Here is a 23,305-nt window from a genome sequence, read left to right on the forward strand (position 1 = left end):
ACAATGCGCGCTTTAGCGAGGAGTTCAGTCGATGCAGCAGCCAGCGGTTTATGGTGTAGGTGATGCGTCCTATCAGGCCGCGGGCGGCATTGACGGCTTACGCCAGCTGGGCGCAGATTTCTATCGATTGATGGATGAGCAGCCCGAGGCCGCAGAACTGCGCAGCCTGCACGGCGAAAGCCTACACCTGGCGAGTGACAAGCTGGCCTGTTTTCTCAGCGGCTGGCTCGGCGGCCCCAGGTTATTCAGTGAAAAATACGGCTCCATCGCCCTGCCGGCCTTTCACGCTCAGTGGCCGATCAACGAGCAACTCAGCCAGAGCTGGCTCAATTGCATGGCCCAGGCCATAGCTTTGCAGCCTTACGCGCCAGCGTTTGCCGAGTACCTGCTAACCCAGCTGCGGGTACCGGCGCAGCGCATCGTCCAGGCCAGCCGTAATCGGCAGGCTTAGCCCGGCGAATCCACGCAGGGCTAAGCGCAATGAGCGGCCCTTGCAGCCAAGCAGCCTCGCAAGCCATAGCCCGGATGCCGTCCGGGCTATTCAGCCGAGCACTCAGTCGCCGTAGATATCGAAGGTGAAGTACTTATCCTGAATCTTCTGGTATTCGCCGCTGGCGCGAATCGCCTGAATGGCCGCGTTCAGTTTACCGAGCAGCTCACTGTCGCCCTTGCGCACGGCAATACCGGCGCCTTCACCAAAATACTGGGGGTCGGTAAAAGCAGGGCCAACGAAGGCAAAGCCCTTGCCGTTATCGGTTTTCAGAAAGCCCTCCTCCACCGGGATGGCATCGGCGAGGGTGCCGTCCAGGCGCGCGGACATCAGGTCCAGATAGATTTCGTTCTGCGAGCTGTAGCGCACCACTTCAACCCCTTGCGCGGCCAACACTGCACTGGCGAAACGGTCGGTGGTAGTTGAGCGCTGCACGCCAATGCGCTTGCCCTTGAGGTCGCTGAAATCGGCGGCGACTTCGCTGCCAGTCTTCATAACCAAGCGTGCGGGGCTGTAGTAGTACTTACCGGTGAAATCCACCGATTTACGCCGATCATCGGTAATGGTCATAGACGACAGAATGGCATCGACCTTCTTCACCTTGAGCGAGGGGATCAGGCCATCGAACTCCTGTTCAACCCATTGGCATTCGGTCTTCATTTCGGCGCACAGGGCGTTGCCGATATCCACGTCAAAGCCGGCGATCTGGCCGCTGGCTTCCTTGTAAGCAAACGGTGGATACGCCGCCTCAATACCCAGGCGCAGCGGTTTGTCTGCGGCGAATAGGCTAGAGGCGATCAGGCTCAGGGCGATGCCGCCCGCCAGGACGATTTTCTTCATGGTGCGGATTCCTGCTGGGAGAGTGACAGGCCCACGCCACCTGGCATTGCTGCACAGGTCGGCAGGGCAACGACGGTTGCTGCAAGACAGAAGAAAGGCGCATCAGGTTCGCACCTGAGCGGGAAGCGATAGCGGTTGCGCACGCGTGGACGGGTCATTTGCCAGTCTCGATTTATACTTTAAATTCCATACTGGACTTATAGGTACAAATCGTCAACAGGGCAAAACAGCCTGCTGAGCGGCATAAAGCCGTGCACATAATGATGGCAATTGGCTTAGGGCTGCTGTTTCCAGCGCTCTGCAGCAGCCTGGTCGGAGCAACGCCCCTCGACCCAGCGCGGGCCTTCGGCGGTGTCTTCCTTCTTCCAGAACGGGGCGCGGGTTTTCAGGTAGTCCATGACAAAGTTACAAGCATCGAACGCGGCCTGGCGATGGGCACTGCTGGTGCCGACAAACACAATCGGCTCGCCCGGCTCCAGGCGACCCACGCGGTGGATGATCTCAATCCCCAGCAGCGGCCAGCGCTGCAGTGCTTCCTCGGCAATTTTGCCCAAAGCTTTTTCGGTCATGCCGGGGAAGTGTTCGAGAAACATGCCGCCGACTTCGCGCCCCTCATTGAAGTCGCGCACATAGCCGACAAAGCTGACCACCGCGCCAATGCCCAGATTGGCGGCATGCAAGGCGTTTAGCTCATGGCCGGGGTCGAAGGGTTGCGGCTGGACGCGGATAGCCATGCTCAGCCTCCGGTGACCGTTGGGAAAAACGCCACTTCATCGCCGGCCTGCAGCGGCTCGTCCAGGCTGCAGAGTTCCTGATTGCGCGCGCACATCAGGTTCTGCTCGGCCAGCACCTCCCACACCCCACCGCGACTCAGCAGGTGTTGGCGTAACTGATCAAGGCTGGCGAATTCGCCGCTCAGCTGCTCACCATCCAGCCCCAGCGCCTCGCGGTAACGGGCGAAATACTGCACGCGAATCATGCGTCTGCTCCCGCTACACGCTCTGCCTTGAAGGCGCCGCTCTTGCCGCCGACCTTCTCCAGCAGGCGCACGCCTTCGATGACCATGCCGCGGTCGACAGCTTTACACATGTCATAGATCGTCAACGCGGCGACGCTGGCGGCGGTGAGCGCCTCCATCTCCACACCGGTTTGCCCGGTTAGCTTGCAGCGCGCGGTAATGCGCACGGCATCCGCACCCTCAGCCAACAGCTCGACCTTGACGCTGGTGAGCATCAGCGGGTGGCACAGCGGGATCAGATCGCTGGTTTTCTTCGCCGCTTGAATGCCGGCAATCCGCGCCACGGCGAATACATCACCCTTGGGGTGTTCGCCCTGGCTAATCATCTGCAGCGTTTCGGGGCGCATGCGCACCAAGGCTTCGGCCACGGCTTCACGGACGGTCAGGGCTTTATCACTGACATCGACCATATTGGCGCGGCCTTGGGAATCGAGATGGGTTAACACGGGCAGACTCCAGACAAGTGTCCGGCGATTGTAAACCCAGGGGTCAGGTTACGGCACCTATGAATGCCGCGGGATTCAGCATCAAACGACAACTCGCCCTGCAGCCATATGGCCTACAGGGCGAGCGCGGCACGTGAGCTACAGATGGCTTTCGGCGTACTCGGCGAGGATCGAGCGCGGCACCCCTTGCAGGGTGATGTGCACGCCATGCTCGAAGTCTTTGAAGCGCTCCGTCAGGTAAGTCAGCCCCGAACTGGGCGCCGACAGGTAGGGCGTATCGATCTGCGCCAGGTTGCCCAGACACACCACTTTTGAACCGCTGCCGGCACGGGTGATGATGGTTTTCATCTGGTGCGGGGTGAGGTTCTGGCATTCGTCGATGAGGATCAGGCTCTGCTGAAAGCTGCGCCCGCGGATGTAGTTGAGGGATTTAAACTGCAGCGGCACCTTTTGCAGGATGTAGTCGACGCTGCCGTGGGTGTTCTCATCCTCCATATGCAGGGCTTCAAGGTTGTCGGTGATCGCGCCGAGCCAGGGCTCCATCTTCTCCGCCTCGGTACCGGGTAGAAAGCCGATTTCCTGATCCAGCCCCTGCACGCTGCGGGTGGCAATAATGCGCCGATAGCGCTTGCTGACCATGGTTTGTTCGATGGCCGCCGCCAGGGCCAGGATGGTTTTACCGGAGCCGGCAGCGCCCGTCAGGTTGACCAGATGAATGTCCGGATCAAGCAGCGCATACAGCGCCAGTGACTGGTAGACATCGCGCGGCCGCAGGCCCCACGCTTCCTGGTGCATCAGCGGTTCTTGGTGCATGTCGAGGATCAGCAACTCACCTGGTTTGATGCCTTTGATCCAGCCGACAAAGCCTTGCTCGTCGATGATGAACTCGTTGAGGTGCATCGCCGGCAGGTCTTCGGTCAGCTGCACTTGGTGCCAAGTGCGGCCATGGCCCTGACGCGTCTCGACTTTCTCCACGCGGTCCCAAAAGGAGCCACTGACGTTGTGGTAACCCTTGGGCAACAGCGATATATCGTCGACCAGTTGGTCGGTGTGGTAATCCTCTGAATCGATGCCGCAGGCCCGCGCTTTAAGGCGCATGTTGATGTCTTTGGTCACCAGCACCACGTCGAGGCCCGGCCGACGCGCCTTCAGCTCCACCAGCTGGTTGATGATTTTGTTGTCGTTAAGGTCTTCGGGCAGCCAGGTGATGGGTGCCGCGCTTTTGCTCATCAGGATCGACAGAAAGCCGCGCGGCCCGCTCTTATCGCGCTGGATTGCGACACCGTGCTCCACCTCCTCGGGGTTGGCACTGCCGAGGATTTTGTCGATCAGGCGAATGGCCTGGCGACATTCGGCAGCGACGCCCTGCTTGCCGGTTTTAAGCTTGTCCAACTCCTCCAGTACGGTCATCGGAATGGCGACGTGGTGCTCCTGAAAATTCAGCAGCGCATTGGGATCATGGATCAGCACATTAGTGTCGAGGGCGTACAGGGTTGGGGCGTTGGATTTGGCGCGTCCGTGGTCATCCATACTCGGTCACCTTCTGTAGTAGCCAAGCAACGCAGCAGTGAAACTGCGCTGCAGAGGGGCCGCCGGCTGCTCAGTGGCGAGGCTGAACAGGCTGCAAAAAGGTGAGGGCCAATGGCCGCCACCTGTCTGCAGGGTTCGGCGGTCTTGCCTTTTAATTACTCCTATTTGGATGACAGAAAAACGTTTATTTACGTCTTCAGTGGTTTATTTTTCCGTGTGGCAAATAGCGCTTGGCGCACCGCGCATGCACCGTTAAAGTCGTTGGTTCAACAGGCCTTAACACCTGCCGATTTTTCTAATCGGCGCCCTGCGCAACCGCGCAACGATTGACCTCCACGGTCACATGCACCAGTTCTGCAATCCCCGCCAGACGAGCTTTGTAACGATCCGCTGAGCGATCGCCATGGGTCACCACGCTGGCCAGGCAAGCGAACTGCGCCCGGCCAACGCGCCACACGTGCAAATCCGCCAACTCGGTATCGGCCTCTTGGGCCAAAGCACTACGCACGCGCTCGACAACCGGGTTGTCCATTTCACGGTCGAGCAGCGCCTTGGCGGTTTCAATCAACAGCCCCTTGGCCCACACCGCAATAATCACCGCACCAATCACCCCCATCAGCGGGTCGAGCCAGTCCCACCCCAGCCACATGCCGCCTGCCAGAGCGAGGATGGCGGCCACTGAGGTCAGGGCATCCGCCAGCACATGGACAAACGCGGCGTGGCGATTAAGGTCTTTGCCCGCAGGCGCTGCGACCTGATTGTGATCGTGATCGTGATCGTGATCGTGATCGTGATCGTGATCGCTATGAGCATGCCCGTGGGCGTGGGCGTGGGCGTGATCATGGTTGTCGCGCAGCAACCAGGCGGAGGCCAGATTGACCAACAAACCAATCACCGCCACCCATAAAGCCATGTCGAACTTAATGGTTTGCGGCTGCCATAGGCGCCATAGCGACTCAAATGCCAGCATCGCCACCACCACGACCAGCAGCAAGGCACTGGCAAAACCCGCCAACACCTCAATCTTCCAGGTGCCGAAGGCAAACCGTGGGTCATTGGCGTAACGCCGCGCTAACAGATACGCCAGCGCCGCCAAGCCGATGGCCAGCATATGCGAAGCCATGTGCCAGCCGTCCGCCAGCAACGCCATGGAGTTGAAGGCATAGCCAGCGACAATCTCCACCAGCATGGTCACCCCGGTCAGCGCCGCCACGCGCCAAGCTTGGCGTTCGGCGGTGGTCTCCAGCGGGCGATAGTCGTGGGACGGCTCCCAGCGCGAATGGTTGCAGGCGGTCATGGCAACTCCTTTAAGGATTAAGCGGTAACAAGCCTGAACAAACTACAACCCCGTGGCGGCCCCGGGGTCAAGCCACAATGCTAATCGACCTTATAGGTAGTCTCAGCCGCCGTCAGCTTCTAGAATCGCCGCAGACTTTCAGGAGCAGCTTCTATGTTAATGGTGATTTCCCCGGCCAAGACCCTCGATTACGAGACGCCACCAGCGACCCCGCGCGTTACCCAGCCTGAACACCTCGATCACGCCCAGGAATTGATCGAGCAGCTGCGTGAATTCAGCCCGGCGCAAATCGCCGAATTAATGCACCTCTCGGACAAACTCGCCGGCCTCAATGCCGCACGCTTCGGCAGTTGGGAGCAACCCTTCACGCCGTCCAACGCCAAACAGGCGCTGCTGGCGTTCAAAGGTGATGTTTACACCGGGCTGAATGCCGAGGACTTCAACGAAGCCGATTTCGACTTCGCGCAAAGCCACCTGCGCATGCTCTCCGGCCTATATGGCGTGCTGCGCCCACTCGACCTGATGCAACCCTATCGCCTGGAAATGGGCACCAAACTGGCCAACCCGCGCGGCAACAACCTCTACGACTTCTGGGGCGAGCGCATCAGTGGCTGGCTCAATGACGCGCTGGCCGCCCAAGGTGATGAGGTGCTGCTCAACCTGGCCTCCAATGAATACTTCAGCGCGGTGAAACGCAAGGCATTGAACGCACGGATCATCGATACCGAGTTCAAGGACCTGAAAAACGGCCAGTACAAGATCATCAGCTTCTACGCCAAGAAAGCCCGCGGTCTGATGGCGCGCTACGTGATCAAAGAGCGCATCACCCACCCGGACGGCCTCAAGGACTTCACCTACGAGGGCTATCGTTATTCGGCGGAGCACTCCAAGCCTGATAGTCTGGTGTTCCTACGTGAGCACCCTGAGGCCTGATTAATGCTATTCGGCGCAATCCTCGTACTGAGCTGGCTGATCCTGTTGATCCGTTACCCGAGCAAGGCGCTGCCGATTTCCCTCGCCGCGCTGATCGGCCTGGGCCTGGTGTCGAGCTGGGTACTCTGGGAAGAAAGCCGTGAGAACCGCCACCTGGCGCACCTCGAATTACGCCTCGACTACGCACCGGACAGCTGTCCGGCGGATCAACCGTTGGCCCTCAACCTGAAAAATGCCAGTGAAGCGGTGTTGGTGGAACTGCAATGGCAGATCGCCGCCTACCGCCCGGGCGACAGCACCAACCTGGCCGAACGTCTTTTTGAAACGCCGCGCTACAGCGGCCCTGGCGATTTGCAGCCGGGCGCCGAGTGGCAAACCTGCTTACCGCTGCCGCCCCTGCGCAGCGGCTATCGTGCCAGCACCCTGGCGTTTCGCGCCGAGCGCTTGCAAGGCAGCTTTGTCTATTAAGACCGCTTATAAGACTGCATAAAAACAATAAGGAGCTGTGCATGAGCCAACCCAGCGTACTGATCACCGGATGCTCCAGCGGTATTGGCCGGGCCCTGGCCGAGGTGTTTCAACAAGCCGGTTATCAGGTCTGGGCCACCGCGCGCAAAACCCAAGACCTCGAGGCACTGAGCGACGCCGGCTTTCACGCCGTGGCGCTGGACGTTAACGATGGCCAGGCGCTGGGCCAGCTGGCCGAACGCCTGAAAAGTGAAATCGGCGGCCTCGACGTGCTGATCAACAACGCCGGCTACGGCGCCATGGGACCACTGCTCGATGGCGGCGTGGAGGCCATGCGCAAACAGTTCGAAACCAACGTGTTCTCACTTGTCGGCGTCACCCGCGCGCTGTTCCCGCTGCTGCGGCAGAACAAGGGCCTGGTAGTGAATATCGGCAGCGTCTCCGGCGTACTGGTCACCCCATTCGCCGGTGCTTACTGCGCCTCCAAAGCCGCCGTACATGCCTTGAGCGACGCCCTGCGCCTGGAGCTGGCACCTTTCGCCATTGAGGTGATGGAAGTGCAGCCCGGCGCGATTGCCTCGAGCTTCGGCGCTAATGCAAGCCAGCAGGCCGAACAGCTCATCGACCAAGCCTCACCCTGGTGGCCAATCCGCGAGGGCATCCGCGCCCGCGCCAACGCCTCGCAAGACAACCCCACACCCACCAGCCACTTCGCCCGCAACCTGCTGGCCGCCGTGCAAAGTAAATCCCGGTCGAATCTGATTCGCCTGGGCAACGGCAGCCGCGCCCTGCCGCTGCTCGCGGCCCTAGTACCGAAACGCCTGTTGGAAAGCGTACTGAAAAAACGCTTCGGACTTAATCGCAGCCTATAGGAAGCCTACCCATGCACGAAGCCAGCTCTCACCGCGCGCCGATCACTCACCTGGCCCTCGGCGGGGTCGCGGCAGTCATCGTGCTCAACCTACTCGTGCGCACCTTCGCCAAACTCCCCGGAGTGGTGAATACCCTGCTGGTGGCCGCTGTGGTCGCCGGTGGCATGGCCCTGTGGTTCCACTGGCAACACCAACGCCGCCCCCAGCCCAGCGAACGTCGCCGCTTAGTCGCCCTGTACGGCGGCATCCTCGCCCTGCTCTACCTGGGCCTATTGGGCATGATGTGGCTAAAAGACGAACCCGGCCCGATGGGGCTGATGATCTTTGGCCTGCATTACTTTTGTTATCCGCTGATGGCGTGGCTTGCACTCACCAAGCTCTACCGCAGCCCCCCTTAAGCACCGACCGCCCCAACACCGTCCATGTGCTCCGTAGCCCCAATGAAACCCGGGAAACAGCGCAGGCATCGATAAAGCGCCCCGGATTACATCCGGGCTACCTGTCAGTGAAAAGCGCCTAGTAGCCCGTAGGATGGGTTGAGCAACGCGATACCCATCGGCAATTGCGCCTTCAACAACGTGAGCTGTCCTGCTGAGGAACTTGATGGGTATCGCTGCGCTCAACCCATCCTACATGTGACTGATCAGCTTTAGCGCTTGATGGTTTTCAGCAAATCTTCCGGCGAGATATAGCCGACCATTCCGGCATTGCTAGCCGCACTACCCGGCTGCGGCTGATGGAGGATGTGGCCCTTCATCTTGCCGATGATGTGCATCTCGCAGGGCTTGCAGTCGAACTTGAGGGTCAGCACTTCGTCCTGATGGATCAGCTGCATGTCCGAGACTTTGGTGCGCACGCCGGTGACGCCTTTGGCCTGTTTGGGGCAGAGGTTGAAGGAGAAGCGCAGGCAGTGTTTGGTGATCATCACAGGCACGTCGCCGGCTTCTTCATGGGCCTCGTAGGCGGCGTCGATCAGCTGCACGCCGTAGCGCTTGTAGAAGGTGCGGGCCTTGTCGTTGTAGACGTTGGCCAGAAAGGTCAGGTGCGACTCTGGTACACCGGCGCAGGCACGCTAACCGGCTTGCGCCCGCCACGTGGATGAACCGCGACGCGGGCTTGAGTCAGCGCTTCAATGGCCTCGCGGCGCAGGGCTTTGAGTTGCGAGCCTGGGATAAACGGCACGGCTTCACAGTCGATCTGCACAGCGGTGCTGTAGTACATCGTGGTGCCCAGCTTGCTCAGGGTGTCGGCCAGTTGCTCGCGGGACTGCTCGGCATCCTTGGCGGTGGCGAACGGCCCATTCAGGCTGACGCTGGCGACTACGCCCTCTTCGCTAGTCACACTCAGCTGTAACTGATCCCCCAGCAACGCTACCTGCCAGCTGACCGCAACGCGGCGCTCGGCGGATGTCTTGAGCAGGGCCTGTTGCCAGTTATGGTCGAGGTTACGATTGAGCGGGTGCTGTGGACGCACTCGCTGCATGGCCTCGGGCATTTCGTTGGGCTCGACGCGGTAGCGATAGCGCTTCTCACCGTCTTCGTCGAACTCGCCCTTCAGCTCGCAGATGTTGCTGCGAAAACCTACCACTTCGCGCTTGATCAGCACGTTGAGGCCATCGCCGTTGGACAGCGGCGTGTCGGTGACGGCAATCAGGTCACGCTTGCCGACCTTCTCGACATAACCCACAGAAAGCCCGGTGAAGGTAGGCGAATCGAACGCGCCGATGTCTACCTTGCGATCCGTCACGAAGTAGTCGGTGCTGCCACGGTGGAAGGTTTTGTCGGTGTCCGGGGTGAAGAAGTGCTCGGTACGACCGCTGGCGGCGCGGGCAAGATGCGGGCGCTGCTCAAGAATCGCGTCGAGCTCCTGGCGGTAGTGCGCGGTGATGTTCTTCACGTAGCTCATGTCTTTGTAGCGCCCTTCAATCTTGAACGAGCGCACGCCGGCATCCACCAGGTAGATTAGGTTGTCGGTCTGGTTGTTGTCCTTCATAGACAGCAGGTGCTTATCGAAGGCCACCACGCGGCCCTGATCATCTTTCAAGGTGTACGGCAGGCGGCAGGCCTGCGAGCAGTCGCCACGGTTGGCGCTGCGCCCGTTCTGCGCATGGGAGATGTTGCACTGCCCGGAGAACGCCACACACAGCGCGCCGTGGATAAAGAACTCGACCGCCGAATCGACGTTCTTGCAGATGGTGCTGATTTCTTCCAGGTTCAGCTCGCGGGCCAGCACCAGCTGGGAGAAACCAGCGCCATCGAGGAAGCGCGCTTTCTCCAGGGTGCGGATGTCGCACTGGGTGCTGGCGTGGATCTCGATCGGCGGCAGGTCCATCTCCATCACGCCCATGTCCTGCACGATCAGCGCATCGATGCCGGCCTCGTAGAGCTGCCAGATCATCTGCCGCGCCGGCTCCAGTTCATCCTCATGCAGGATGGTGTTGAGGGTGACAAACACCCGCGCATGGAACAAATGGGCAAACTGCACCAGCTCGGCAATGTCCGCCACGCTGTTGCTGGCGTTGTGCCGCGCGCCAAAGCCGGGGCCACCGATATACACCGCGTCGGCGCCATGCAGGATGGCCTCCTTGGCAATAGTGGTATCGCGCGCGGGGCTGAGCAGTTCGAGGTGGTGCTTGGGCAAGGACATGGCGTGGGCATCGGGGGCAGTCAATTAAGCCGGACATTTTACCCTTAAAGGCGGGTTTGTAACTGCCCGCTTGGCAGTCGCTCACATACTGTATGGGCATACAGACAAAAGCCCGCGTAGAATTGCCCGATCAAATTCAGTCGAGAATGGCGCAGTGGACTTACAACAGGGCTTTCTGCTGACCCGACACTGGCGTGATACGCCGGCCGGGACGCAGGTGGAGTTCTGGCTGGCCACCGACCACGGCCCGCGACATATCCGCTTGCCGCTGCAACCCTCGGTGGCGTTTATCCCGGCCGAGCAACGCGCCCAGGCCGAGGCGCTACTGGCCAATGAAAACGGCGCTGAGCTGCGCCCGCTGGCGCTCAAGGACTTTCAGCAGCGCCCGGTGCTGGGCCTGTATTGCCAGCAGCATCGTCAGTTGATCGAGCTCGACAAACGCCTGCGCCGCGCTGGCGTAACAGTGTACGAGGCCGATGTGCGCCCGCCAGAGCGCTACCTGATGGAGCGCTTTATCACCGCGCCGGTGCTGTTCGCCGGCACGGCTGATGCGAACGGCCTGCTGCTGGACGCGCAAATCAAACCCTGTAGCGACTATCGCCCCACCCTCAAGCTGGCCTCGCTGGATATCGAAACCAATGCCTTCGGCGAGCTGTATTCCATCGCCATCGAAGGCTGCGGCCAGCGCAACGTGTATATGCTCGGCCGCGCGCCCGAACAGCCGCCAGAAGTAGATTTTCAGCTGGAGTACTGCGTCAGCCGCGAGCAGTTGCTCGAACGCCTCAACCACTGGATGGCGCAGCATGATCCGGACGCGATCATCGGCTGGAACCTGGTGCAGTTCGACCTGCGCGTGCTGCACGAACACGCCCGCCGTATGGCCATCCCGCTGCGTCTCGGTCGCGATGGCAGTGAGATGCAGTGGCGCGAGCATGGCAGCGGCAACGGCCACTTCTTCGCCGATGCAGCGGGCCGGCTGATTATTGATGGCATCGAAACACTGCGTTCGGCAACTTGGAGCTTCCCCTCGTTCAGCCTGGAAAACGTCGCGCAAACTCTGCTCGGCGAAGGCAAGGACATCTCCACGCCGTACCAGCGCATGGACGAAATCGACCGTATGTTCCGCGAGGACAAACCCGCCCTGGCGCGCTACAACCTGCGCGACTGCGAGCTGGTGACGCGTATATTCGGCAAAACAGCGATCCTCGACTTCCTGCTAGAACGCGCCACGGTCACCGGCCTGCCCGCCGACCGTAACGGCGGTTCGGTGGCGGCCTTCGAGCACCTGTATATGCCGCTGATGCACCGCCGTGGTTTTGTTGCGCCAAACCTCGGTGACAACCCGCCGCAAGCCAGCCCCGGCGGTTTTGTCATGGAGTCACAGCCGGGGCTTTACGAATCGGTGCTGGTGCTCGATTACAAGAGCCTGTACCCGTCGATTATCCGCAGCTTTCTGATCGACCCAGTAGGGCTGATCGAAGGCCTGCGCCAGCCGGATGACGTCCATTCTGTACCGGGCTTTCGTGGTGCGCGCTTCTCGCGCAGCGAGCATTGCCTGCCGGCGATTGTCGAGCGCGTATGGCAGGGCCGCGAAGCCGCCAAACGCGAGCACAACGCGCCGCTGTCACAAGCGTTGAAGATCATCATGAACGCCTTCTACGGCGTGCTCGGTTCCAGCGGCTGCCGCTTTTTCGACACGCGCCTGGCCTCCTCCATCACCCTGCGCGGCCACGAAATCATGGCCCGCACCCGCGCGCTGATCGAGGCCGAAGGCTACGCGGTGATCTACGGCGATACCGACTCCACCTTCGTCTGGCTGCAACGCCTGCATGACGATACTGAAGCGGCGCAGATTGGTCGCGCCTTGGTGGCCAAAGTGAATGCCTGGTGGCGCGAACATCTGCGCAGCGAATACGGCCTGAGCAGCGCCCTGGAACTGCAATACGAAACCCACTACAGCCGCTTTCTGATGCCGACTATTCGCGGCGCCGAAGAAGGCAGCAAAAAACGCTATGCCGGGATGATCAGCCGCGCCGACTGCAGCCACGAGATGGTCTACAAAGGCCTGGAAACCGTACGCAGCGACTGGTCGCCGCTGGCTCAACAGTTTCAGCGCGAACTGTATGAGCGCATTTTCCTCAACCAGCCCTACCAGGGTTATATCCGCGACTATGTCGAACGCACCCTGAATGGCGAGCTGGATGAGCTGCTGGTCTACCGCAAGCGCTTGCGTCGCACACTCACCGACTACGAGCGCAACGTACCGCCGCATGTGCGCGCCGCGCGCCTGGCCGACGAATACAACGCTGCCCACGGCCGACCGTTGCAATACCAACGCGGCGGCTGGATCAGCTACGTGATCACCACCGCCGGCCCACAACCGCTGGAAGCGCGAAGCGCCGCCATCGATTACGAACACTACCTGACTCGGCAATTACAGCCGGTGGCCGATGCCATCCTGCCGTTTGTCGATGACGACTTCGCCACCTTGATTGGTGGGCAGTTGGGGTTGTTCTAACCATCACCGCACGGCTTTCGTAGGGTGGATGACGCTTCACCCATCCGCCAACTGCTGCCTCCATGGTGGATGAAAAGAGCGTCATCCACCCTACGCGTTATGCGCTATAGCAATCCTAGGCCTCACGCACCACCGCCTGCGGTATAAGTTTGGGCTTACGAAACACCAACACGTTGCCGAGCATCACCAGCACCAAGCCGAACAACGCTGGCGCAGTCCACTGGTAGCCTTCAACAAACACCGAGATATTCAGCGCCACCACCGGGAACAGCACGGTGCAGTAGGCGGCGCGCTCCGGCCCCATGCGCCCAACCAGGGTTAGGTAGGCGGTAAAGCCAATCACCGAGCCGGGAATCGCTAGGTACAGCAGGCTGCCTATATAGCGGCTGTTCCACTCGAAGCTGAACGGCGTACCGCTGACCAGACAGATCGCCACCAGCATCAAGGCGCCATACAACATGCCCCAGGCATTGGTGGTCAGCGGTTTGAGGCCGGACTTCTGTTGCAGACTAGAGAGCATATTGCCGGCGGAGAACAGCAACGTACCCACGACCGCCAGGCCAATGCCCAGCAGAGTCTCATGACTGGCCTCATGCCCGGCCAACTCCGGCCAGAACAGCAAAGCCAAACCGCCCAAGCCCAACGCGCCGCCGGCCAGCACATTCGCGGCGATCTTTTGCTTGAAGAACAGCCGCGCGTTGATCGCATTCCACAGCGTGGCCGTGGAGAAAATCACCGCCACCAAGCCGCTGGGTATCCACTGGCTGGCGGTGTAGAAACACATGAAATTCAGACAGAAAAGACACAGCCCCTGCACCAGACAGATCAGCTGACCGCGTTTATCGACCGTCTGCAGACGACCGCTGAGCAAAAGGACAACAAACAGCACCAGCGAGGCCAAGGCAAAGCGATAGGCAATGGACGCAGCAATCGCCACTTCGCCCAGTTGCAGTTTGAGGGCGATCCAGGTGGTGCCCCAGATCAGTACGGTCAACAGATAGAGCGACAGGTTCATCAACAGACTCCCGATAGATGCTTAAGAGTCTGCGCCTGATCAGCCCTGGAACTCTTGCACAAACTTGCGCTTTTAAACTACCCAGCTCGCTTTTGTAGGTTGGATAAGTGGCGCAATTAGCAACGCATCAACACATTGCCCGCGCCCATGCGCCTGACCACAACCGTTAAAGTCTTGCCCACATACCTGTAGGAGCGGACTTGTCCGCGATGTTTTTGGGTTGCCGTCGATTCGCGGGTAAGGACTAGGCGTCCCCACCGCTCCTACAAGGGCTGAGCCATTCGATGCCGTGGCAAGCCAATAGAAATCAGCGCCGCCAGCAGAACAAAGGCTGAGGAAATCCAGAGGCATGCTTCCAGGCCATAGGCCTGATACACCCAGCCCGAGAGCAGCGTGCCAATCAGCCGGCCGAGGGCGTTGGACATGTAATAGAAGCCGACATCCAGCGACACACCGTCCTCTTTGGCATAGCTGACGATGAGGTAGCTGTGCAGCGAAGAGTTCACCGCAAACAGCGCGCCGAATACCAGCAGCCCGCCGAGCAAGACCCACTGCCCTGACAACCCGCTGCTCAGGCCCAGGGCGATAGCGGCTGGTACTCCGGCCAGCACTGCCGCCCAAGCAAAGGCAGCGCGACCATCCGGCAACTGGCCGCTGGCTTTGCCGCTGAACTTACTGGTAAGCGCCGGCGCGAAGGACTGCACAAGCCCATAGCCAATCACCCAAACGGCTAGAAAGCTGCCGACCAGCCAAAAGTCCCAACCCAACACGCTGGACAGATACACCGGCAGCGCAACGACAAACCACACATCACGGGCGCCGAAGAGAAACAGCCGCGCGGCCGAGAGAATATTGATCGGCCGACTCTTGGACAGCATGTCGCGAAACTTCGGCTTGGCCTTCGCTTTGCCCAGATCCTTTTTTAACAGCAGTAAACTGGCCAACCAGACCAGCGCCAGCACGGCAGCCATGGCCAGTACCGCGCCACCAAAGCCGAGCAGCGCCAACAATGCACCGCCCATAAAGAAGCCAACGCCTTTCAGCGCATTCTTCGAGCCAGTGAGTATCGCCACCCACTTATACAGCGTGCCTTGCTGACTGTTCGGCACCAGCAGTTTGATCGAGCTTTTCGCGCTCATCTTGTTCAGGTCTTTGGCGATGCCGGATAACGCCTGGGCACCCATCACCCAAGGGATGGTCAGCCAAGTGGCTGGCACGGTGAGCATCAGCAAGGCCGCCACCTGCAGACCCAAGCCGATATTCATGGTGCGATTAAGCCCCAACCGCGCCCCCAGATAACCACCGAGCAAGTTGGTGACTACGCCAAAAACCTCATAGAACAGAAACAGCGCGGCGATCTGCAGCGGTGTGTAACCGAGGCTGTGGAAATGCAGCACCACCAACATGCGCAGCGCGCCGTCAGTCAGGGTAAAAGCCCAGTAATTGCCGGTGACCAGCAGGTATTGGCGCACCTCGGGCGTGAGGCGGGATAAGGCGTGCATCGAGGCGTCCTGTTGTTACGCGAGTTATTTGATGGGTATCGCTACGCTCAACCTGCGCGGCCCGACCTATCCTACAAACCAGACCGCAGGGTGGATGGCGCTTTACCCATCCACCAGACAGCGACGGTGGATGAAAAAGGCGTCATCCACCCTACGAATCAATCGGCCAGCCCGACCATCCGTGCCAACTCCACAGTGCGGTTGGCGTAGCCCCATTCGTTGTCGTACCAGGCGTAGAGCTTCACCTGAGTGCCATTAACCACCATGGTCGACAAGGCATCGATAATCGAGGAACGCGGATCGGTGCGGTAATCGATGGACACCAGCGGCCGCTCCTCATAGCCAAGAATGCCAGCCAGCGGGCCAGCAGCGGCGGCTTTAAACAGCGCGTTAACCTCCTGCGCTGTGGTCGCCCGTTCTACTTCAAATACACAATCGGTCAGCGAGGCATTGGCCAGCGGTACGCGCACGGCATGGCCGTTCAGCTTGCCGCGCAGTTCGGGGAAGATCTCAGCAATCGCCGTGGCTGAACCGGTGCTGGTGGGGATCAAGCTCATGCCCGAAGCCCGCGCACGGCGCAGATCCTTGTGCGGCTGGTCGAGGATGCTTTGGGTGTTAGTCAGGTCGTGGATAGTGGTGATCGAGCCATGGCGGATGACGAGGTTTTCGTGGATCACCTTGACCACCGGGGCCAGGCAGTTGGTGGTGCACGACGCTGCGGTGACGATGCGGTGCTGCGCCGGGTCGAACAGCTGCTGGTTAACACCCATGACGATATTCAGCGCGCCCGGCTCTTTGACCGGCGCACAGACCACTACGCGCTTTACGCCTTGGTCGAGATAGGCCTGCAGCACCGCGACAGTTTTCATTTTGCCGCTGGCCTCGATCACCAGATCGCAACCGTTCCAGTCGGTCTCGTTGATGGATTTGTTAGCCGTGACCTGAATGCGCTTGCCGTCGATCACCACCGCATCGCCGTCGCTACCGGCCTCGTGCTGCCAGCGGCCATGCACCGAGTCGAAATTCAGCAAATGCGCATGGGTCGCCGCATCGCCGGCCGGATCGTTGATCTGCACAAACTCGAATTCCGGCCAGCCCCAGGCGGCGCGTAGCGCCAGACGACCGATACGACCAAAACCGTTGATACCTACTTTGATAGCCATGAAGGTTGTACTCGCTAAATGATTAAACCGAACGCGGAGCAAACATGATGATCGCCATGCCGAGCAGGGCCACGGCAGCCCCTAGCAGATCCCAATGGCTCGGACGAATACCCTCCACCAGCCACAACCAGACAATCGCCGTCGCCACATAGAGGCCGCCATACGCCGCATACACCCGCCCAGTCGCCGTCGGGTGCAGGCTCAGCAGCCAAACAAACAGCGCCAGCGAAGCGGCTGCCGGCAGCAGCAACCAGATACTCTTACCCTGTTTCAGCCACAGGTAAGGCAGATAACAGCCCACGATTTCAGCCACAGCCGTGAGCGCGAACAACCCGAGGGTGTTGAGCATACTCATCTCAATATCCAAGCTGAATTAGTGGGAATGCTGAGAGTATCGAAGGGTTGCGACATAGCGGTTACCTGCTAGATGGAGGCCTGGTTGACCCGCTTGGACAGCTGCTCAGCCGACTCTTTGCGCTCGGAGTAGCGATCCACCAGATAGTCCGTCTGCTCGCGCAACAGCAGGGTGAATTTGACCAGCTCCTCCATCACGTCGACTACGCGGTCGTAATAAGCCGAGGGCTTCATCCGCCCGGCGTCGTCAAATTCAAGAAAGGCCTTAGCCACCGACGATTGGTTGGGGATGGTGAACATGCGCATCCAACGCCCGAGCACGCGCATTTGGTTCAGCGCATTGAACGATTGCGAGCCGCCGCTGACCTGCATCAAGGCCAAGGTTTTACCCTGGGTCGGCCGCACCGCGCCCATGCTCAGGGGGATCCAGTCGATCTGCGATTTGAATACCCGGTCATCGCGCCGTGGCGTTCCGGCGAGCACCAGACCATGCCTTCACTCCATAGCACCAGTTCGCGCAGCTCCTGCACCTTGGGGTGATCCTCAGAGGCGTCGTCCGGCAGCGGCAGGCCGCTGGGATTGAAGATCCGTGTGTCCGCGCCGAACATCTCAAGCAGCCGCGCGGCCTCCTCGGTCAGCAGGCGACTGTAAGAGCGCGCGCGGTTGGAGCCATACAGCAGCAGGATGCGCGGTTTATGGCTAACAGCGGGCTGTACCAGTTTGTCTGGAGCGGGAATGTCCAGCAGCTCGGGGTCGATATTCGGCAGTTCGGATGTCATGGTCTTTCTCTAAAAAGGATGGCTTAGCCGCAGAGGGCGGCGCGGTCCGGGCGGTCGCGCATGCTGTGCAGGCGCAGACGGTCTTCGGCCAGTTGCGGGTCATCCGCGGTGAGCACCTGCGCCAGGGTATGCTTAACCCAAGCCGGCAGGTGCGGATGCAGGCGGTAGTAAACCCATTGCCCGGCGCGGCGATCCTGCAACAAGCCGCTGCTGCGCAGTTGCGCCAGGTGGCGGGAGATTTTCGGCTGGCTTTCCTGCAGGGCGGCGGTCAACTCGCAAACGCACAGTTCGCCCTCCTGCACGATGAGTTGGGTCATGCGCGCGCGGGTGTCGTCGGCCAGGCATTTGAACAGGGTGACGGGGGCCAACACCTGCACCGGAGCGCTGGCTTTGCTTTTGACCAGCACGAACATTTTGATGCGCTCGTGGATCTGCTGCAGGCAGTGCTTGTAGGCATTTTTCTGCGGGCTGCTGGCCGGGTCCTCGAAATCCCAGGCGATGTATTCACCGGCACCGGGCAAGGTGCTGCACTCGAAGGCGGACTTGTCGCACAGGGTGATCACGTAGTCGAACTGCTGAGCGTTGAACTGCTCCAGCGCTTTGCTGTGCAACCCTGCAGTGCTGACGCCTAACTGCTCCAGCGCCAGGCGCGCACGCGGGTCAACCTCACTGGGCTGGATGCCGGCACTGCACACCTCGTAGCCATCGGGGTCGGTATGACGCAACAGCGCCTCGGCCATCTGCGAACGAGCGGCGTTGGCCACGCAGAGGAACAACACGCGGGTTTTCAATGTCATCACAACAGTGCCTGCAAATTCGGTTTGGCGAATATATTGAAAACCATATATGTTGTAAACCGCATATCTTCACCACCCGGCACTCACCTCACGCGAGCACCCCAGGAGCGACAGCATGCCCCCGCAAGCCTCAGCGGATGTTCTGATTATCGGCGGCGGTCAGGCCGCGTTGGCCACCGCCTACTTTCTGCGGCGTACCCAACTGTCGTTTCTGCTGCTGGATGATCAGCCGCAGCCCGGCGGCGCTTGGCAGCATGGCTGGGATTCGCTGCGCCTGTTCTCCCCGGCCACCTGGAGTTCCATCGCCGGCTGGCAGATGCCCAACCCTGAGCCTGGCTACCCGCACCGCGATGCAGTAATCGACTACCTCGCGCAGTACGAAGCGCGCTATCAACTACCGATTGTGCGGCCCGTGCATGTCGATTCAGTGACCCGCGACGGCGAGCTGCTTGTGGTGCAGGCCGGTAGCCAGCAATGGCGTTGCCGCGCCTTGGTTAGTGCCACCGGCACCTGGAGCAAGCCGTTTATCCCGGCCTACCCCGGCAGCGCAGCCTTTGCCGGCCAGCAACTGCACTCGGCGCATTACCGCAACCCGCAGACCTTTGCCGGCAAACGCGTGCTGGTGGTGGGCGGCGGCAACTCTGGGGCGCAAATTCTCGCCGAGGTGTCGAAAGTCGCCGACACGTTATGGATCACTCCGGAACCGCCGGCCTTTCTGCCCGACGAGGTCGATGGCCGGGTGCTGTTCGAGCGCGCCACCGAACGCTGGAAGGCCCAGCAGGAAGGCCGCGTGATTGACCAACCCGTCGGTGGCCTCGGCGATATCGTGATGGTCGAGCCGGTACGTGAAGCCCGCTCACGTGGCGTGCTGGTGGCCGAGCGGCCATTTCAGCGCTTTACCGCGAACGGCGTGGAGTGGGCCGATGGCCGCCACGAAGCAGTAGATGCAGTGATCTGGTGCACCGGCTTTCGCCCGGCGCTGGACCATCTGCAAAGCCTGGGCGTGCTGGAAGCCGATGGCAAGATCGCCGTCGACGGCACCCGTTCCAGCAAACAACCCGGCCTCTGGCTGGTCGGCTATGGCGAATGGACCGGTGCAGCCTCGGCCACCCTGATCGGCGTCACCCGCACCGCGCGCAGCACGGTCAGTGAAATAGCCGCAGCCCTGCAGGGCGATACAGATCAATAGAAGCCCCGTCGAGCGTCGTTAGACTCAGTGCTCGGTAACAAGGAAATCCTAATGTCCAGCCCGTGTGAAGTGGTCGGCAAGCACGCCGCAGGTGCCCCACTAGGGGTGTTCGAGCGCTACCTGACGCTCTGGGTGTTTCTCTGCATTATCGGCGGCACCTTGCTCGGCCTGTTCGCCCCCAACGCTTCGCAGGCAGTGGGCGCACTGGAAATCGCTCAGGTGAATATCCCAGTGGGCATACTGATCTGGGTGATGGTCATCCCCATGCTGATCAAGATCGATTTTGGCGCCATTGGCGAGATCTACCAGCAGCGCGCCGGCCTGGGCGTCACACTGACCGTCAACTGGCTGATCAAGCCCTTCACCATGGCCTTTATGGCCTGGCTGTTTCTGCGACATGTGTTCGCCGACTGGCTGCCGGCCGAGCAGATCGACAGCTATGTGGCCGGGCTGATTCTGCTGGGCGCCGCGCCCTGCACCGCGATGGTGTTCGTCTGGAGCAACCTGTGCCGGGGCAACGCCAACTTCACCCTGACTCAGGTGGCGATCAACGATCTGGTGATGGTGTTCGCCTTCGCCCCTATCGTCGCGTTGCTGCTCGGCGTGTCATCGATCCCGGTGCCCTGGGACACCCTGCTGCTGTCGGTGGTGATGTATATCGTCATCCCCCTGGCCATCGCCCAGTTTATCCGCGCACGCTTGCTGCGCAGGGGCGATGCAGCCTTGCAAGCGGCGCTGGCGCAGATCAGCCCGTTCTCCATCCTCGCGCTGCTGGCCACGCTGGTGCTGCTGTTCTCCTTCCAGGGCCAAACCATAGTCGCGCAGCCGCTGATCATCGCCCTGCTGGCGGTGCCAATACTGTTGCAAACGCTAATTATCGCCGCCCTCGGTTACGGGCTGTGCCGCCAGCTCAAGGTGCGCCACGACATCGCCGGGCCAGCAGCGATGATCGGCGCGTCGAACTTCTTCGAACTGGCGGTGGCGGTGGCCATCGCGCTGTATGGCTTCAACTCCGGCGCGGCGCTGGCCACGGTGGTTGGCGTGCTGATTGAGGTGCCGGTCATGCTCTGGCTGGTGCGCATGGCTAATAACAGCAAGGGCTGGTACGAACGCACTTAACCGAACACCCAAGGACACAACAGATGGAATGGTTCACATGGCTGAATGATCAAGTGCTACGCATGGACTGGCTGGCCTGGCTGGTGCGTGTGCTGCTGGAGGACGGCTTCGGCCTGGACATGAGCAGCCGCATCGGCGCCAGCCTGCACTTCTTTATCTACGACGTGATCAAGATTTTTATCCTGCTCGCCGTTCTGATTTTCAGCATCTCCTGGGTGCAGAGTTATTTCCCGCCAGAGCGCACCCGGCGCATTCTCGGCAGCATGAGCGGCTTCAAGGCCAAACTCACCGGCGCACTGCTGGGCACCATCACGCCCTTTTGCTCCTGCTCGTCGATCCCGCTGTTTATTGGCTTTACCAGTTCCGGCTTACCGCTGGGGGTGACTTTTGCCTTTCTGATCTCCTCGCCGCTGGTGGACCTGGCCTCGGTGATTTTGCTGGCGAGCATTTTTAATTGGTCGATTGCCATCGCCTACGTGCTGATCGGCCTGGTGTTGGCGGTGCTCGGCGGTACGCTGATCGGCCGGGCGAAGATGGAGCGCTATGTCGAAGCCTTTGTCATGCACAACCCAGTGCTCGACATCCCGCAAGAACAGCTGACGCGCCGCGATCGCGCGCAATTCGCTTGGGCGCAGGTCAGCGATATTTTCACCCGCGTGTGGCTGTACGTCTTGATCGGCGTCGGCATTGGCGCGGCCATCCACAACTGGATTCCCGCCGGCTGGATCGAAGCGCTGCTAGGCCAGGAAAACTGGTGGTCGGTGCCGTTGGCGACTGTGCTCGGCATCCCGATGTACGCCGATATTTTTGGCACCCTGCCGATTGCCGAAGCGCTGGTTGGCCAAGGCGTCGGCCTGGGTACGGCGCTGGCTTTTATGATGGCCGTCACCGCGCTGTCGCTGCCCTCGCTGATCATGCTCAAGAAAGTGGTCAAAGCACCGCTGCTGGCGTTGTTCTTCGGCATCGTGGCGGTCGGCATTGTGTTGATTGGCTACCTGTTTAACGCGTTCGCCTACCTATTTATCTGACTAATGGAGCACAGCATGATCATTAAAATCCTCGGTTCCGGCTGCAAGAAATGCATCACCCTGGGCGAGAACACCCAGGCTGCCCTGGCTAACCTGGGCCGCGAGGCACAGATACTCAAGGTGACCGATATCGCCGAAATTGCCGCCCACGGCGTGATGTCGACACCCGCGCTGGTGATTGACGACAAAGTGGTGTCCGTCGGCAAAGTGCTCAGCACCAGCGATGTGGAGAAACTGCTGAGCGCCTGAGTCGTGCGCCGCCTTGCACAATCTTGCGCTTTTCTGCGCTCAGGGGCTGGCACCGCGAAACGCTCGGCGTAGCATGCTGCGACGGAGGCGTTATGTCGCAACTTGAGCACTTACAGGTTTTCCAGAGCATGCACAGCTCACCGCACACTCGCCTGCATCGCAGCGCCGAGTTGGGCGATGGGCTGGCGGCGGCTGTGTGGAGCAACCGCCACGATGCCCGCGACTATGAGGCGCCCAGCCACCACACGCTGTCTTGCTACCTGGCCGGCGGCACTGGCACCTTCCGCCGCGAAAGCCCGCACAGCAAGGGCGCACCGAACAAGCTGTGCGTTCTACCGGCCGGCCACCAGTCGGCCTGGGTGATCAACGGTGAAATTCAACTGGCGCATCTGTATATCAGCCAGGAGCAGTTCGCCCTCGCCGCCGTCCATCTGCTGGATCGTGAGCCACGGGAACTGCAACTGCGCGAAGGCACCTTTCTCGATGATGCGCAGCAGGCCCAGCGCTTTCGCCAGCTCAGCCAGCTGGATTGGAGTGAACCCGGCGAACGCATGCTCAGTAGCAGCCTGGCCCATGGCCTGATCAGCCATGCCCTGCTGTCCCAGGTCGGTCGTCGCGAAGGGTTGCGCCTGAAAGGTGGCCTAGCGCCCAGCCAGCGCCGGCGGGTGCGCGAATTTATCCAGGCCAATCTCAGTGAGCCACTGAGCCTGGGGACCCTGGCCAGCTTATGCGCCCTCTCCGAGTACCACTTCGCCAGAATGTTCCAGCTCAGCTTTGGCGTACCGCCCCATCGTTATGTGCTGGCGCAGCGTTTGCGCCATGCTCAGCAATTGTTGCAACACGGCCACTTGCCACTGGCTGAGGTCGCTCTGGCCTGCGGCTTTGCCAGCCCCAGCCACTTCAACAACCGCTTCCGCCAGGCCTTTAGCGCCACACCGGGGCAATACCGCACAGCCCTGCAACAGCCCTCGGGCAACACACGTTAATGCAGCGCTGCGCCCAGCAGATCGCTCGATGGATCACCCGCTGAAACTGCACACCGTCTGCTAATC

The 23,305-nt window shown here is 60.7% G+C and carries 22 protein-coding genes and 2 pseudogenes; 11 read left to right on the top strand and 13 right to left on the bottom strand.

The features are described 5' to 3' along the window. Positions 1-31: 31 nt before the first annotated feature. Positions 32-451, top strand: coding sequence for a group II truncated hemoglobin (locus ACEPAJ_RS17265; protein WP_425916487.1), 420 nt, complete (start codon positions 32-34; stop codon positions 449-451). 102 nt (positions 452-553) lie between these two features. Here ACEPAJ_RS17265 and ACEPAJ_RS17270 read toward each other — a convergent pair whose 3' ends face one another. The 6 genes from ACEPAJ_RS17270 to dmeF form a co-directional block, all read right to left on the bottom strand. Continuing rightward, the gene (locus ACEPAJ_RS17270) at positions 554-1,330 is read right to left on the bottom strand and encodes an ABC transporter substrate-binding protein (protein WP_425916489.1); all 777 of its coding nucleotides are present in this window, start codon (positions 1,328-1,330) and stop codon (positions 554-556) included. Positions 1,331-1,605: 275 nt separating this feature from the next. After that, positions 1,606-2,064, bottom strand: a complete 459-nt coding sequence (gene moaE / locus ACEPAJ_RS17275; protein WP_425916490.1) for a molybdopterin synthase catalytic subunit MoaE — start codon at positions 2,062-2,064, stop codon at positions 1,606-1,608. Positions 2,065-2,066: 2 nt separating this feature from the next. Next, entirely contained in the window at positions 2,067-2,309 is a 243-nt protein-coding gene (locus tag ACEPAJ_RS17280) for a MoaD/ThiS family protein (RefSeq protein ID WP_425916492.1), read from the bottom strand. After that, the gene (gene moaC / locus ACEPAJ_RS17285; RefSeq protein WP_425916493.1) at positions 2,306-2,794 is read right to left on the bottom strand and encodes a cyclic pyranopterin monophosphate synthase MoaC; all 489 of its coding nucleotides are present in this window, start codon (positions 2,792-2,794) and stop codon (positions 2,306-2,308) included. The genes ACEPAJ_RS17280 and moaC overlap by 4 nt, the downstream gene beginning before the upstream one ends. Before the next feature lie 138 nt (positions 2,795-2,932). Then, positions 2,933-4,324 carry a PhoH family protein gene (locus ACEPAJ_RS17290; RefSeq protein WP_425916494.1) on the bottom strand — a complete coding sequence of 464 codons (1,392 nt, stop codon included), beginning with the start codon at positions 4,322-4,324 and terminating at the stop codon, positions 2,933-2,935. A 295-nt stretch (positions 4,325-4,619) separates the two neighbouring features. Then, complete coding sequence (dmeF, locus tag ACEPAJ_RS17295; protein ID WP_425916496.1) at positions 4,620-5,621, bottom strand: CDF family Co(II)/Ni(II) efflux transporter DmeF; 1,002 nt, start codon at positions 5,619-5,621, stop codon at positions 4,620-4,622. A gap of 153 nt (positions 5,622-5,774) precedes the next feature. Between dmeF and yaaA the strand changes: the two genes are divergently transcribed. From yaaA to ACEPAJ_RS17315, 4 genes are read left to right on the top strand one after another with little or no spacing between them, the layout of a single operon-like run. Beyond that, positions 5,775-6,554, top strand: coding sequence for a peroxide stress protein YaaA (gene yaaA, locus ACEPAJ_RS17300; protein WP_425916498.1), 780 nt, complete (start codon positions 5,775-5,777; stop codon positions 6,552-6,554). A 3-nt stretch (positions 6,555-6,557) separates the two neighbouring features. Then, positions 6,558-7,022, top strand: coding sequence for a multidrug transporter (locus ACEPAJ_RS17305; RefSeq protein WP_425916500.1), 465 nt, complete (start codon positions 6,558-6,560; stop codon positions 7,020-7,022). A gap of 41 nt (positions 7,023-7,063) precedes the next feature. Further along, on the top strand, positions 7,064-7,894 hold the full coding sequence (locus ACEPAJ_RS17310; RefSeq protein ID WP_425916502.1) for an SDR family oxidoreductase: 831 nt from the start codon (positions 7,064-7,066) through the stop codon (positions 7,892-7,894). An 11-nt stretch (positions 7,895-7,905) separates the two neighbouring features. Then, on the top strand, positions 7,906-8,292 hold the full coding sequence (locus ACEPAJ_RS17315; protein ID WP_425916504.1) for a hypothetical protein: 387 nt from the start codon (positions 7,906-7,908) through the stop codon (positions 8,290-8,292). 251 nt (positions 8,293-8,543) lie between these two features. On the opposite strand, the pseudogene ACEPAJ_RS17320 reads toward ACEPAJ_RS17315, so the two are convergent. Then, positions 8,544-10,540, bottom strand: a pseudogene (locus ACEPAJ_RS17320) (peptidase U32 family protein). 154 nt (positions 10,541-10,694) lie between these two features. On the opposite strand from ACEPAJ_RS17320, the gene ACEPAJ_RS17325 reads away from it, so the two are divergent. Beyond that, a complete protein-coding gene (locus tag ACEPAJ_RS17325; protein WP_425916506.1) occupies positions 10,695-13,058 on the top strand; it encodes a DNA polymerase II in 2,364 nt (787 codons plus the stop codon). A gap of 115 nt (positions 13,059-13,173) precedes the next feature. Here the strand turns inward: ACEPAJ_RS17325 and ACEPAJ_RS17330 are convergent, their stop codons facing one another. The 6 genes and pseudogenes from ACEPAJ_RS17330 to ACEPAJ_RS17355 form a co-directional block, all read right to left on the bottom strand. Beyond that, positions 13,174-14,073 (bottom strand): DMT family transporter, encoded by a 900-nt coding sequence (locus tag ACEPAJ_RS17330; RefSeq protein ID WP_425916508.1) that lies wholly within the window; start codon positions 14,071-14,073, stop codon positions 13,174-13,176. A gap of 263 nt (positions 14,074-14,336) precedes the next feature. Continuing rightward, positions 14,337-15,575, bottom strand: a complete 1,239-nt coding sequence (gene arsJ, locus ACEPAJ_RS17335) for an organoarsenical effux MFS transporter ArsJ (RefSeq protein ID WP_425916510.1) — start codon at positions 15,573-15,575, stop codon at positions 14,337-14,339. Between the two features lie 158 nt (positions 15,576-15,733). Then, on the bottom strand, positions 15,734-16,738 hold the full coding sequence (locus ACEPAJ_RS17340; protein WP_425916512.1) for an ArsJ-associated glyceraldehyde-3-phosphate dehydrogenase: 1,005 nt from the start codon (positions 16,736-16,738) through the stop codon (positions 15,734-15,736). Between the two features lie 22 nt (positions 16,739-16,760). Beyond that, entirely contained in the window at positions 16,761-17,093 is a 333-nt protein-coding gene (locus ACEPAJ_RS17345) for a YnfA family protein (protein WP_425916514.1), read from the bottom strand. A gap of 68 nt (positions 17,094-17,161) precedes the next feature. Beyond that, positions 17,162-17,871 (bottom strand): annotated as a pseudogene (gene arsH / locus ACEPAJ_RS17350) (arsenical resistance protein ArsH). Positions 17,872-17,894: 23 nt separating this feature from the next. After that, positions 17,895-18,668, bottom strand: a complete 774-nt coding sequence (locus ACEPAJ_RS17355) for a metalloregulator ArsR/SmtB family transcription factor (RefSeq protein ID WP_425916516.1) — start codon at positions 18,666-18,668, stop codon at positions 17,895-17,897. 115 nt (positions 18,669-18,783) lie between these two features. Between ACEPAJ_RS17355 and ACEPAJ_RS17360 the strand changes: the two genes are divergently transcribed. The 5 genes from ACEPAJ_RS17360 to ACEPAJ_RS17380 all read left to right on the top strand — a co-directional run bounded on the left by ACEPAJ_RS17360 (position 18,784) and on the right by ACEPAJ_RS17380 (position 23,239). Then, a complete protein-coding gene (locus ACEPAJ_RS17360) occupies positions 18,784-19,857 on the top strand; it encodes an ArsO family NAD(P)H-dependent flavin-containing monooxygenase (protein ID WP_425916518.1) in 1,074 nt (357 codons plus the stop codon). A 51-nt stretch (positions 19,858-19,908) separates the two neighbouring features. Beyond that, positions 19,909-20,976: an ACR3 family arsenite efflux transporter gene (gene arsB, locus ACEPAJ_RS17365; RefSeq protein WP_425916520.1), complete on the top strand. Its 1,068-nt coding sequence runs from the start codon at positions 19,909-19,911 to the stop codon at positions 20,974-20,976. 23 nt (positions 20,977-20,999) lie between these two features. Further along, the gene (locus ACEPAJ_RS17370; RefSeq protein WP_425916522.1) at positions 21,000-22,004 is read left to right on the top strand and encodes a permease; all 1,005 of its coding nucleotides are present in this window, start codon (positions 21,000-21,002) and stop codon (positions 22,002-22,004) included. 15 nt (positions 22,005-22,019) lie between these two features. After that, positions 22,020-22,253 (top strand): thioredoxin family protein, encoded by a 234-nt coding sequence (locus ACEPAJ_RS17375; RefSeq protein ID WP_425916524.1) that lies wholly within the window; start codon positions 22,020-22,022, stop codon positions 22,251-22,253. Between the two features lie 92 nt (positions 22,254-22,345). Then, complete coding sequence (locus ACEPAJ_RS17380; protein WP_425916526.1) at positions 22,346-23,239, top strand: helix-turn-helix domain-containing protein; 894 nt, start codon at positions 22,346-22,348, stop codon at positions 23,237-23,239. Positions 23,240-23,305 lie beyond the last annotated feature (66 nt).

The sequence above is a fragment of the Pseudomonas sp. GWSMS-1 genome (genome assembly GCF_049847425.1).
Lineage (GTDB): Bacteria > Pseudomonadota > Gammaproteobacteria > Pseudomonadales > Pseudomonadaceae > Aquipseudomonas.